12 protein-coding genes and 1 pseudogene are annotated in these 12,985 nt (G+C 55.9%); 6 read left to right on the forward strand and 7 right to left on the reverse strand.

Annotated features, from left to right (window positions below):
• Window positions 1-119 precede the first annotated feature (119 nt).
• The 3 genes from ACTRWH_RS10015 (at window position 120) to ACTRWH_RS10025 (ending at window position 2,874) form a co-directional block, all read left to right on the forward strand.
• Window positions 120-1,106, forward strand: a complete 987-nt coding sequence (locus ACTRWH_RS10015) for an ABC transporter substrate-binding protein (protein WP_228210718.1) — start codon at window positions 120-122, stop codon at window positions 1,104-1,106.
• A gap of 61 nt (window positions 1,107-1,167) precedes the next feature.
• A complete protein-coding gene (locus ACTRWH_RS10020; RefSeq protein WP_127401091.1) occupies window positions 1,168-2,070 on the forward strand; it encodes an ABC transporter permease in 903 nt (300 codons plus the stop codon).
• Between the two features lie 9 nt (window positions 2,071-2,079).
• On the forward strand, window positions 2,080-2,874 hold the full coding sequence (locus tag ACTRWH_RS10025; protein ID WP_126812877.1) for an ABC transporter ATP-binding protein: 795 nt from the start codon (window positions 2,080-2,082) through the stop codon (window positions 2,872-2,874).
• A gap of 61 nt (window positions 2,875-2,935) precedes the next feature.
• Here ACTRWH_RS10025 and ACTRWH_RS10030 read toward each other — a convergent pair whose 3' ends face one another.
• A complete protein-coding gene (locus ACTRWH_RS10030) occupies window positions 2,936-3,745 on the reverse strand; it encodes a DUF6160 family protein (RefSeq protein ID WP_041333163.1) in 810 nt (269 codons plus the stop codon).
• 586 nt (window positions 3,746-4,331) lie between these two features.
• Between ACTRWH_RS10030 and ACTRWH_RS10035 the strand changes: the two genes are divergently transcribed.
• From ACTRWH_RS10035 to ACTRWH_RS10045, 3 genes and pseudogenes are all read left to right on the forward strand, one after another.
• The gene (locus ACTRWH_RS10035; protein WP_085680895.1) at window positions 4,332-6,470 is read left to right on the forward strand and encodes an adenosylcobalamin-dependent ribonucleoside-diphosphate reductase; all 2,139 of its coding nucleotides are present in this window, start codon (window positions 4,332-4,334) and stop codon (window positions 6,468-6,470) included.
• A 28-nt stretch (window positions 6,471-6,498) separates the two neighbouring features.
• Window positions 6,499-7,188: a TSCPD domain-containing protein gene (locus ACTRWH_RS10040; RefSeq protein WP_085680898.1), complete on the forward strand. Its 690-nt coding sequence runs from the start codon at window positions 6,499-6,501 to the stop codon at window positions 7,186-7,188.
• Window positions 7,189-7,579: 391 nt separating this feature from the next.
• Window positions 7,580-8,726 (forward strand): annotated as a pseudogene (locus ACTRWH_RS10045) (IS3 family transposase).
• A gap of 9 nt (window positions 8,727-8,735) precedes the next feature.
• Here the strand turns inward: ACTRWH_RS10045 and ACTRWH_RS10050 are convergent.
• From ACTRWH_RS10050 to ACTRWH_RS10075, 6 genes are all read right to left on the reverse strand, one after another.
• Entirely contained in the window at window positions 8,736-9,761 is a 1,026-nt protein-coding gene (locus tag ACTRWH_RS10050) for an AraC family transcriptional regulator (RefSeq protein ID WP_085680900.1), read from the reverse strand.
• Between the two features lie 329 nt (window positions 9,762-10,090).
• Entirely contained in the window at window positions 10,091-10,252 is a 162-nt protein-coding gene (locus ACTRWH_RS10055) for a hypothetical protein (protein ID WP_157132742.1), read from the reverse strand.
• A 40-nt stretch (window positions 10,253-10,292) separates the two neighbouring features.
• The gene (locus ACTRWH_RS10060) at window positions 10,293-10,484 is read right to left on the reverse strand and encodes a 2-hydroxymuconate tautomerase (protein ID WP_007152415.1); all 192 of its coding nucleotides are present in this window, start codon (window positions 10,482-10,484) and stop codon (window positions 10,293-10,295) included.
• A gap of 13 nt (window positions 10,485-10,497) precedes the next feature.
• A complete protein-coding gene (gene dmpH / locus ACTRWH_RS10065) occupies window positions 10,498-11,292 on the reverse strand; it encodes a 2-oxo-3-hexenedioate decarboxylase (protein ID WP_228210719.1) in 795 nt (264 codons plus the stop codon).
• On the reverse strand, window positions 11,289-12,326 hold the full coding sequence (gene dmpG, locus ACTRWH_RS10070) for a 4-hydroxy-2-oxovalerate aldolase (RefSeq protein WP_228210720.1): 1,038 nt from the start codon (window positions 12,324-12,326) through the stop codon (window positions 11,289-11,291). Before dmpG ends, dmpH begins: the two co-directional genes overlap by 4 nt.
• A 13-nt stretch (window positions 12,327-12,339) precedes the next feature.
• Window positions 12,340-12,985 (reverse strand): acetaldehyde dehydrogenase (acetylating) (locus ACTRWH_RS10075; protein WP_462826376.1); only part of this gene is annotated, 646 nt, incomplete at its 5' end.

A 12,985-nucleotide genomic window follows, 5' to 3' on the forward strand; every position in this document is an offset into this window, starting at 1 on the left:
AAGGTACCTTCCCTTACCCATCAATCCAATAGCCTGTGATAAACTCCCGCCCCATTATAAAACGCGCGTTCGATCTCCCGGCGCGCCCAAACAGTCTGAACAGACCCGGAGACCGGTTTATGGCTAACAAGATTCTGCGTACGCTGATCGGCACCGCCCTACTGGCAATGGCGGCCATTGCACCCGCCATGGCACAGAGCGACGAACAGCGAGTAGTCGCCATCACCCAGATTGTGGAGCATCCGGCACTGGATGCTGTCTACCAGGGCATCAGGGACGAACTGGAAGCACAGGGATATAACGACGGCGAACAGGTTCGTATCATGCACGAAAGCGCCCAGGGCAACGCCGCCATCGCGTCACAGATTGCCCGCAAATTCGTGGGTGAAGGCCCGGACGTGATCGTCGCCATCGCCACGCCGTCGGCCCAGACCATGGCCGCCGCCGCTCGCGAGACTCCAGTGGTCTTCTCAGCGGTGACTGACCCAGTCGGCGCCAAGCTGGTGAAAAGCCTGAAGGCTCCGGGAGCCAACATCACCGGCGTGACCGACATGCTGCCCATCGAACGCCACCTCGACGTGCTCGAGCGGGTGGTGCCAGACGCCAAACGCATCGGCACCGTCTACAACCCCGGCGAAGCCAACGCAGTGGCTCTGGTGGAGCTGCTTGAAGAGCGACTGCAGGCCCGTGACATGGAACTGGTTAAAGCCGCCGCCACCAAGACCTCGGAAGTGCTCGGTGCTGCCCGCTCCCTGGTGGGCAAAGCAGACGCCATCTACCTGACCACCGATAACACCGTGATCAGCGCCGTGGAAGCCGTCATCTCCGTGGGCGAGCGTGCCAGCATTCCGGTCTTCGCCGCTGACACCGCCACCGTCGGCCGTGGCGCCGTTGCTGCCCTTGGCTTCGACTACTACGACCACGGCCGCCAGACCGGCGCCATGGTGGCCCGCATCCTGGAAGGTGCCAACCCCGGTGACATGGATGTGGAATCCGTGGACACCCTGGAACTGTTCGTGAACCCCGCTGCCGCAGAGCGCATGGGCATTACCCTGTCCGACGACCTGATCAGCGACGCGAAAAAAGTCGTAAACAGCGACAAGTAACCCACTGTTAGCGGGCAGCCTCACAAGGGCTGCCCGTTTTCATTTACGGTGACCCTATCCCATGCTTAGTAACATTGCCTTTTATGGCGCCATCGAAACCGGCCTGATCTACGGGCTGGTCGCCTTCGGTATCTACCTTTCGTTTCGCGTACTGGACTTCCCGGACCTGACCGTGGACGGCAGTTTTCCCCTGGGCGCCGCCGTGGCAGCAGTCCTTATCATTGAAGGCGTTAACCCCTGGCTGGCCACCGGCGCCGCCGTTATCGCCGGCATGGGTGCCGGTGCGGTAACCGCATTGCTGAACGTCAAACTCAACATTCTCAACCTGCTGGCGTCCATCCTCACGATGATCGCGCTGTATTCCGTGAACCTGCGCATCATGGGCCGGCCCAACATTGCCCTGCTCACCGAGGAAACCGTGCTCACACCCTGGTACGACCTTGGCCTGGCCTACCATCAGGTGCCGGTACTATTGTTCATCATCGTGGTGATGGTAAGCCTGTTGTTGCTGTGGCGTTTCATGAAATCCGAAACCGGGCTGGCCATGCGCGCCACCGGCGCCAACCCGCGAATGGCCCGTGCACAAGGTATTGCCACCGGTGCCATGATTGTTCTGGGGGTTGCCGTCTCTAACGGCTTGGTAGGCCTCGCCGGTGCCCTGTTCGCCCAGAGCCAGGGCGCTGCAGACGTCACCATGGGTGTGGGCGTGATCGTGATTGGCCTGGCCTCACTGATCGGTGGTGAAGCCGTGCTTACGCCGTCTACGGTTCTCCGAGCCCTGATTGCCTGTGTGATCGGCGCCATCGTCTACCGCCTGGCCATTGCCCTGGCACTGAACGCTGACTTCCTGGGGCTACAGGCCCAGGACCTGAACCTGATCACCGCCGTGCTGGTCACCCTGGCCATTGTGCTGCCCGGTGTTCGCACGTCCGTTGCCGCGCGGCTTACCCGCAAAAAGGCCTGAGGAGGAAGCATGATTACAGCAACCGACCTGACCCTCACCTTCGGCAAGGGCACGCCGCTGGAAAACCCGGCCCTTCGAGGCATGAGCCTGACCGTCAACCAGGGCGAATTCGTCACCGTGATTGGCAGCAACGGCGCCGGCAAATCCACCTTCCTCAACGCCCTCGCCGGTGAGGTCATGGTGGACAGTGGCAACATCATCGTCGACAACCAGGACGTAACAAAGCTGCCCACCCACAAACGCGCCGGCCGGGTAGCCCGCGTATTCCAGGACCCGCTGGCGGGCACCTGTGAAGGCCTGACCATCGAGGAAAACCTGGCCCTGGCCATCAAACGTGGCCAGCGCCGTGGGCTGAGCGCTGCCGTAAAAGCCCGCTACATGGACCAGTTCAAATCCAGCCTGGCCTCCCTCAACCTGGGCCTGGAAAATCGTCTGGGCGACAAGATGGGCCTGCTTTCCGGCGGCCAACGCCAGGCCGTCAGCCTGTTGATGGCCAGCCTGACACCCTCCGCCATCCTGTTGCTGGACGAACACACCGCCGCGCTGGACCCGAAAACCGCCTCCTTCGTGCTGGACCTGACCACACAGATCATCAAAGAACAGAAGCTCACCGCGCTGATGGTCACCCACAGCATGAAACAGGCGCTGGAAGTGGGCGACCGCACAGTGATGCTGCATCAGGGCCAGGTGGTGTTCGACATCGCCGGCCAGGACCGGGAAGGACTGGAAGTGAAAGACCTGCTGGAACTGTTCGAGAAGCAGCGCGGGCTGGAAGTGGACGACGACAGTTTGTTGTTGGGCTGATCACGCTCGCCGGCAAACTCGTCTACGGGGCACCTTGCATGCCCCGTAGACCGTTTGGTCACTAGTGACCGTACACCCGCATCTGGGTATTGGTGATCGCCAGATCATCAATGAAGATCTGGCCGATCGAGGCCTGCCCCACAATCACCTCCTGCATTCCGATGTCCGCCGCAAAGCTGGGCATATCGATCGCCAGGGAGGAACCACCGTCTGCACGCTGGCCGTTGTAGATATACAGGTCCACTTCCGCGAACAGGTCCAACACGCTCGGGAAGGTCTGGTCGTAGTCCGCACCGGTCAATGAAAGACCACGAATGCCCACGGCCGCAAACGGCACATCGAAATCCATTACCTCAATGGCAAACGCAGAACGTAGCCGCATGACGTCGGTGTCTGTATCAATGTGAATAGAGCCACGCCCCAACACACCTTCAATGAACAGGTTGTCCATCAGCGCCGTGTTCTGGCCGCCCTGCCCCCACAATTCCCACGCACCGGAGGTCACACGGAAATCTATGGCATTGAAGAATTGCGGGCGGATATTGATGGCCGCATCGCCGTCGGCGAGCACATCAATATCGATACGGATGTTGTCCAGCAGATCATTGGAATCTGGCCCACCCAGGCCATTGAAGCCAAAGAAGTCTGTCCGTTCCGCACCGCCGATGCTGATATCGCTGATCGTCAGCGACCCTTCATCGGTATAGATAAAGCGGTCCATATTGATCTTGGTTTCCAGCTCAATGGACACACCGGCCTGGCCGGTAATGTTTCCCATTGCGCTATCCTCCAGCATCACAATGTCTGCCATTGCGGCAGCAGGCAACCCTGCGACGCCCAGCGCAAGCAGTGTTCGTTTCAGGCCTTTCATTATTATGTTCCTTTTATAGTAGTTTTCACTTCCTGTGGGCCACTACCTCTTACGACTCCACATCACTACTTTAGCGACAGGTACAAAACGGGTACGTGCATCGGTCACATTTAACTGACTTTATGAACCTTTTTTCAGATTTTTCGCTGCGCACTTTTTGACCACAACATCTAGTGGTTTCAAGTAAAATGCCTCAACGCGGCGTTTTTGCGGGCATTTCAGGATATTCAAGCATTCATCCATTGATTTTCTTTCGCTATGAGCCGCAATCTATAGTTGTCTTCTTATTCACAGACCACTATATCCTGTTATACTAATCTCATATTCACCCATATATAGGGTTTGCTCGGCCCGACCACCACAAACGGCGCGCCAGTAAACCACGCGGGTGACCATCTTTCCTGAAAACCCGCTGTTACGCCCTTTCCAGGGCGAACAGCAGGTTAGAAAAACACCAGATCTAGTGTTTCACCGGATCTGAAGCATAACGGCCTTCCAGGCTGAGACATCTTAACGACACATGGGGTATGGCCGGCTGCGGTTTGCAACGGCCATCAAAAGACATACCGGACATTCGAGGGTGGCAATGAACGCTAAAGCACAGGCAGTGATAACAACAATTCCAATGCAGGAAGCTTCGCTGGACATCTGGAACAGCAAGTACCAACTCAAAACCAAGACCGGCGAACCCGTCGATAAGGACATCGAAGCAACCTACGAGCGTGTTGCCACTGCCCTTGCCGAAGTAGAAAACAAAGCCAACCGCGCCAAGCACAAGAAAGAATTCGTCTGGGCCCTGCGCCACGGTGCCATCCCCGCTGGCCGCATCACCTCCAACGCCGGAGCGGAAGCCCACAAACCAGCCACGTCCACCATCAACTGCACCGTGTCTGGCTCCGTTCAGGACTCCATGAACGACATCCTGGAGAAAAACCACGAAGCCGGCCTCACCCTCAAAGCCGGTTGTGGTATTGGTTATGAATTCTCCACCCTGCGCCCCCGCGGTGCCTACGTTGCCGGTGCGGGTGCCACCACCTCCGGCCCGCTGTCGTTCATGGATATCTTCGACCGCATGTGCTTCACCGTGTCTTCTGCCGGTGGCCGCCGTGGCGCGCAGATGGCCACCTTCGACGTACACCACCCGGACGTGATCGACTTCATCCAGGCCAAGCGTGAAGACGGCCGCCTGCGCCAGTTCAACCTGTCCCTACTGATCACCGAAGACTTCATTGAAGCCGTGCGCAATGGCGACGACTGGCACCTGTCGTTCCCCGTCACCGAGAAAGAAGTGGAAGACGAAGGCCTGGACCTGTCCGACACCACCCAGTTCGTGTACCGCGACTTCCCGATCCAGAAAGGCTATGTGGTCAATGGCGAAGGCAAGGTAGCCTGCCGCATCTACCGCACCCTGAAAGCCCAGTTCATCTGGGACACCATCATGACCAGCACCTACGACTACGCCGAGCCAGGGTTCATCCTGATCGACAAGGTCAACCAGATGAACAACAACTGGTTCTGCGAAGACATCCGCGCCACCAACCCCTGTGGCGAGCAGCCCCTGCCCCCGTACGGCAGCTGCCTGCTGGGCTCTGTGAACCTGACCATGTTCGTGGACTACCCGTTCACCGACAAGGCCAGCTTCAACTATGAGAAGTACCGCAAAGTCGTGGGCATCTTCACCCGCATGCTGGACAACGTAGTGGAAATCAATGGCCTGCCGCTGGAAGAGCAGCGCCACGAAATCACCTACAAGCGCCGCCACGGCATGGGCATCCTCGGCCTGGGCTCCACCCTCGCCATGCTGCGCATGCCTTACGGCTCATCCGAATCCGTGCAGTTTACCGAAGAAGTCGTACGTGAAATGGCCGTGGAAGGCTGGCGCCAGTCCCTGGCCCTGGCCGACGAGAAAGGCCCGGCGCCGATCATGGATGACGAGTTTGAAGTTACCCCCAAGATGCTGACCAAGTGCCCGCAGCTGTCCCAGGACGGCTACAAGCTGGGCGACAAGCTCAAGGGCAAGGTACTGCACGCCAAGTACAGCAAGTACATGCAGCAGATCGCCGGCGTAGAGCCGGAGCTGATCGAGCAGCTGGCCGAGAAAGGTGGCCGCTTCACGCACCACACCTCCATCGCGCCCACCGGCACCATCAGCCTGTCACTGGCCAACAACGCCAGTAACGGCATCGAGCCCAGCTTCTCGCACCACTACGCGCGCAACATCATCCGCGAAGGGCGCAAGACCAAGGAAAAAGTCGACGTATTCTCCTTCGAGCTGCTGGCTTACCGCCACCTGGTTAACCCCGGTGCCATGCCCTTCTCCGAAGAAGAAGACAAGCGCCTGCCCCAGTACTTCACCACGTCTGAAGACGTGACGCCGGCGCAGCACGTGGACATCCAGGCCGCGGCCCAACTGTGGGTGGACTCGTCCATCTCCAAGACCGCCAACGTGCCCCAGGATTTCGCGTATCCGGACTTTAAAGACATCTACATGTACGCCTACGACAAGGGCCTGAAGGGTTGCACCACCTTCCGCTTTAACCCGGAAGCCTTCCAGGGCGTACTGGTTCAGGAGAAAGACCTGGAAAACACACTGTACGAATTCACCCTGGACGACGGCAGCAAGGTAACCCTCAAGGGCAACGAACAGGTGGAGTACGACGGCGAGCTCCATAACGCCGCCAACCTGTTTGATGCGCTTAAAGAAGGCACCTACGGCAAATACTGATCCCGGGAACCGACACAGGACAACGAACATGACCGTTAAAATCAGCAACAAAATCGTCGGCTACCGCGTAAAGAAAGCCGACCCCGAAGCAGCACAGCCAGCCGCGCAGCCGGAAAACAAACCGGTTGAGATGAACGAATACATCGAACGGCCGGACTTCCTGCTGGGCACAACCTACAAGATCAAACCGCCGGTGGCCGAGCACGCGATGTACATCACCATCAATGACATCCTGCTCAACGAAGGCACTGACCACGAAAGCCGGCAGCCGTACGAAGTGTTCATCAACTCCAAGTCGATGGAACACTTCCAGTGGGTTATCGCCCTCACCCGCGTTGTCTCCGCCGTGTTCCGCAAAGGCGGCGACGTGACGTTCCTGGTGGAAGAACTGCGCAGCGTGTACGACCCCAACGGCGGCTACTTCAAGAAAGGCGGCGTATTCATGCCCTCTCTCGTCGCCGAAATCGGCGCCGTGATCGAGAAGCACCTCAAGGCCATCGGCCTGATTGAAAGCGAGGAAATGAGCGAAGTCACCAAACGCATCCTCGCCGAAAAACGCGCCGAATTCGAAGCCAGCCACACCACGGCCACGAACGACGACAAAGCCGGCGACTACCCGCCCAACGCCACCATGTGCGGCAAGTGCAGCACCAAGGCGGTGATTGTGATGGATGGGTGTGCAACTTGCCTGTCTTGTGGCGATAGTAAGTGTTCATAGCCATATAAACTGGTTACTTGATAGCTTTAACAGATTTACAATCTTTGACCCCCGAAACCTTGTTCTTCGGGGGCTTTTTATTACTATTCCACTTCCCCATCACTTCGTAAGATCTTAGTTGCTGAACGGGTTAAACGCACTATACTAGCGGATACATAAGAATAATCCTTCAAAACCTTGTTTTTATTGTTTTTTATAAAACAAGTTTTATCTTTTAGGTTTCAAGTATCCAAATGTCATCTAGACCAAAAGCCCCGAAAAAAGTTGTGCAGTTCTCACACATTACGCCTAGAGAACAACGCTTTATGATTGTCGACCGTGAGACGGGGGGTTCCTACCCCGTTACTGCGGACATTCCTAAAAAGAGGCACACTGTGCCAAAGGAGTGTTCATGTCCAGACGCAGAAAATATAGCCCAGAGTTCAAACGCGAAGCCATCGCCTTAACCCGGCAACCCGGTGTGAGTTTTCGCCAGGTAGCCTTGGAGATCGGCATCAATCCCAACCTGTTGGCGCGGAGAAGCGGATGAGGAGACGGATAAGGCCTTTACAGGCTCTGGTTCCCCCAGAGACGAAGAGGTTGCCCGTCTCAAGCGAGAGTAGTTCCGTGTAAAGAAGGAGCGTGATTTTTTGCACGAAGCGGCAGTGTTCTTCGCAAAGGAGTCGTCCTGAGGTATCAGGCGATTCGACGTTGTCGCAGCCATTTCCCAATACGTCCTATGTGCAGATGCCTGAAGGTGTCGGCCAGCGATTATTACGCTTGGGTATCTCGCCCTGAGTCCGCCAGCGCAAAGGCGAATCAGCACTTGCTGTCACGCATCAGAGAGATTCATGACGAAAGCGGTGGCATGATTGGCTCACCCCGAATGCACGAGGACCTGATTGCCGAAGGCACGTCAACCAGTCTGAATCGTGTTGCTCGGTTGATGGCCAAACACAGCATTCAGGGTTGGCCACGCAAAAAAGCGCGGACGCTTGGGGCGTCGATCTCATCGGCCACCGGGAATCCGGAATCACCAGGAGCGGAACTTCTCCGCTCTGGAACCGGACACCAAGTGGGTGACGGACGTTACCGAGATACCTACGCAGGAGGGAAAGCTCTTTCTGTGCGTGGTCCTCGACCTGTTCAGCAAGCTGATCGTTGGTTGGTCCATGCATCACCGGCAGGATCGGCACATGGTGATCAGAGCGGTTGAGATGGCGGTTTGGCAGCGCCAGGGGGAAGTTCCGGTTATTCTGCATTCAGATCGAGGCAGTCAATTTACCAGTGGTGACTACCAGCGATATCTCGGCAGCAACCGCCTGGTGAGCAGTATGAGTGCCGTCGGCCACTGTGGCGATAACGCTGCCTGTGAGGGGTTCTTCGGAATGCTCAAGCGTGAGCGAGTTCACCACCGGCGTTACCGCACTCAGAACGAAGCGCGAGCTGATGTCTTCGACTACATTGAACGGTTCCATAATCCCAAGATGCGACGTAGAGTCGCTGATCAGGATCGGAAGCTGTCCGCCGTTTTAAACCCGTCCGTGGAAACGGGGTAGAACCCCTAACTAATGGGGCGTCTCTATTTTGTTGGGGGGAATACCATAATGTTCGCTTACTTTTGTATCGTTTAGCAGTAACGCCCTTCGGGTTTCAGAAGGCAACTCACCAAATAGCTTCTTATAATCACAAGACAGTCTCCCTAAGTGCATAAATCCGTAATCGAACGCAACCTCAGTAACATTTTTCGCGCGGCCACCTAGCAATTCCTCCCTAACCTTCTGAAGCTTTCTGTTTTTTATATAACTTCTAGGAGTTGTTGAAAATGAGGCAGAGAACATATTATAAATTGAACGAACGCTAACCTTTGATATAAAACATAACTCATCTAAGCTAATATCATTCTTCAGATTATTATCTATATATTGAGTAATTTTTTCCATGCAGGGATGAGCATTCACAGACTTCTCATATATATTAAAATTTCCTTGAAATGTTCGCAAAATTTTCTTTACCATAATTTCTTTGTATGGATCAAAAACACAAAAAAGGTCAGAGTCACAATTCTCAACCTCCAGAAATACAGACTCAAAGAGTTTCACCAATGACGGGAAACAAAAAAGGCTTACTGGAAGTCGTTTGAAACGAATACCTGATTTCGGAATATGCCCCAGATCACCAATGACAGCAGACTGAAATTCGCTTTCAGGCACATTAATGATTAGCTTTTCGCAGTCATGAGAATAGTCAAGTATTATTAATTCATGCGGATTTAATATTATTGCGTCACCTTTCTTCAAAAGAACTTTTTCGTCCTTAAAAGTGATCTTGCACTCGCCTTCCGTTATTATTTGCAAGTGAAATGCATCTTCTAGCTCCGGACTTTTGATTTTTACCTCACCACCATAGGAAATAGAGGATAGCCCAAGCCCAGAAATTTCTGTAAAACTCAAACGTGATAGAGATTTTTGGCTATTCATTACTTCAATTGTGTGACGGCCAATTTTTTTGTTTACAAATTCCGAGACCACTTCCGGATGAGCGAATTCGAAAACCGTCGCCTGACTTAAAACATTAGCTAGCAACTTAGTCATCTTATTTATCCTATTTTTGATTTTTGTCATTGTGATTTTAGGAAATTTTAGCCTATTCGAGCCCAAAATCCATTGCAGTAGGTGATGACGGGGTCAAAAGGAGTCCTGATTATACATAAGGCTCATCATCTTCAGGGCCTGATATGGCGTCAGTGGTTTTCTCGCGGCTACCGTAAGAAAGCGTAGAATCATAGCCTTGAGCCTGACCCGTGACTTCAACCCGTCGAAAGTAGGCGCGCAAGGCCTGCAATGACGGGGAACTGCACGATATAATGTCGCCGGACATCCAATCGCCCAGTCAATGCTCTTGGCTCATGCGACGTAAACACCTAGTTAAGGCGATCAATAGCGAGATCAAACTGGTTCTGGGCTTCCGTCAACTCGGTCTGCGGGGGCTCGACACAGTGCAGGGTGAGTGAGATCTTATCTGCCTGTCGCTCAATCTCTGGAGGATTAGTTTGCTGATGAGGCTGACGTAGCGATTTGTTCACGTTACTTCTCCGAAGAAAATTTCGCAGTAATTGCCGGGGCTTAACGCTCCAGTTTCTTTGCAGATTGGCCACCAATGCCGAAATGCTGCTTGGGCATTTCCGTGATCATCACCCGGATACGATCCATTGGCGCATCCAAGGAACGGGCCATAGCCTCACTCACTTCCTGGATAAGAGTTTCCTTTTGCTCGTCGGTTCTGCCTTCAATAATATAAAGTTGGGCAATGGGCATAGAGCCTCCTTGTTTATACAAATCGGCCAGAAACAGTTCCCAGCCCCTGGTAACGTACGGTGATATTGTCACCAGGCTCCACGGCGATCGCTGCGGTGATACCGCCCGTCATGATGAAGGTGCCCGCTGGGATATGTTCACCCCGTTCTGCCAGCAGGTTGGCCAGCATCGCCACGCTGGACGCCGGATGACCGAGCACGGCGGCGCCCGCGCCTACATCGACAACTTCACCGTTTTTCTCGACCACCACTCCCAGGGTTTTCAGGTCCACGTCCGCCACATCGGCCATCTGGCCACCGGTGATAAACCGGGTTGATGAGGCGTTGTCCGCCACGACACTTACCAGGTCGAACTTGAAGTTCTCGTAGCGGGAATCGATGACTTCCACGGCGGGAATCACGAAGTCCGTTGCGGCCAGCACCTGGCCGATATGGCAGCCGGGGCCTTTCAGGGGCGCCTTGGTAACGAAGGCAATCTCTGCTTCAATTTTCGGGTGGATCAGCTCCTTGGTGTCGACCACACCGCCATCCGGCACGCTGAAATAGTCCGCCAGGAAGCCGTAAATGGGGGTTTCGACACCCATCTGGGCCATCTTTGCCCAGGATGTGAGGCCCATTTTCATGCCCACGATCTTGTTGCCTCGCTCTTCCTTGCGACGACGGATTTCCCACTGCACGTCGTAGGCATCCTCGAAGGTCATATCGGGATAGTCATTGGTAACCTTGGTGATGTCCTGGGCCTGCAGTTCGGCGTTTTCCACGTGCTCGGCCAGTGCCAGCACCTGCTCTCGACTTAATGTCTTGCTCATGCATTCTGCTCCTTCCGCGCCGCCAGAAGATCCAGCGCCACATCCACAATCATGTCTTCCTGGCCACCCACCATGCGGCGTTTGCCCAGCTCCACCAGAATGTCAACGGTCTTCAGGCCGTACTTCTGCGCCGCCACTTCGGAATGGCGCAGGAAGCTTGAGTAAACGCCGGCGTAGCCCAGGGCCAGGGTTTCACGATCCACCCTGACCGGGCGGTCCTGAAGCGGCCGGACGATGTCGTCCGCCGCGTCCATCAGCGCATACACGTCGGTACCGTGCTCCCACCCCATCTTGTCGAAGGCGGCGATGCACACTTCCAGCGGGGCATTGCCCGCGCCGGCGCCCATACCCGCCAGGGAAGCATCAACCCGGTCACAGCCCTCTTCCACTGCCACGATGGAGTTGGCCACACCCAGCGCCAGGTTGTGGTGGGCATGAATGCCGGTTTCGGTTTCCGGCTTGAGAACATCCTTGAGCGCCCGGAAGCGGTCCCGGATGTCGTTCATGTTCATGGCGCCGCCGGAGTCCACCACGTACAGGCAGGTGGCACCGTAGTCTTCCATCAGCTTGGCCTGTTCGGCGAGCCCCTGCGGGGTCTGCATGTGGCTCATCATCAGAAAGCCGACGGTGTCCATGCCGAGCTTGCGAGCGTGTTCAATGTGCTGCTTTGACACATCTGCTTCGGTGCAGTGGGTGGCCACTCTGACGATTCTTGCGCCAGCGCTGTAGGCATTGTCCAGGTCGTGGACGGTTCCGATACCGGGCAGTAACAAGGTGGCGATCTTCGAGTGGGTGACCACGTCTGCCACCGCTTCGATCCACTCCAGGTCAGTGTGGGCGCCGAAGCCGTAGTTGAAGCTGGAGCCCTGTAAGCCGTCGCCGTGGGCCACTTCTATACTGTCGACTTTCGCCTTGTCCAGGGCACGAGCAATGTCCTGCACGTTCTGGATGGAGTACTGGTGGCGAATCGCGTGGCTGCCGTCCCGCAGGGTCACGTCGGAGATGTAGAGCTTTTTACCGGGATTAAAGGTCATGGTTCGTTCCTCCTCAGTTGACCAGCGATTCGGCGATGCGCTCGGCGGTACCGAGTGCAGCGGAGGTCATGATATCCAGGTTGCCGGCGTAGGCCGGCAGGTAATGGGCGGCGCCTTCCACTTCCAGGAAGATGGAGGTCTTCAGGCCGCTGAACTTACCCAGACCCGGAACGTTCATGGGCTCGTCTTCGGGAATCACATCAAACTGCACTTTCTGCTTGAGGCGATAACCGGGCACATAACGGTTGACGGCCTTAACCATCTCATCCACGGAGGCTTCCACTTCCGTTTGGTCGGCAGCTTCGGACAGCACGTAGACGGTGTCCCGCATCAGCAAAGGTGGTTCGGCCGGGTTCAGGATGATGATGGCCTTGCCCTTCTGGGCGCCGCCCACCACTTCGATGGCCTTGGAGGTGGTCTCGGTAAACTCGTCGATGTTGGCGCGGGTGCCGGGGCCAGCCGACTTGCTGGATATTGACGCCACAATCTCGGCGTAGTGGGCCTTGGCCACGCGGGACACTGCCGCCACCATGGGAATCGTCGCCTGACCACCGCAGGTGACCATGTTGACGTTACCCTCCCCCAGGTGTTCTTCCAGGTTGACCACCGGCACACAGTAGGGGCCGATGGCTGCTGGGGTCAGGTCGACCACGCGGATG

It is taken from the genome of Marinobacter sp. G5_S1_61_S3 (assembly GCF_054968585.1).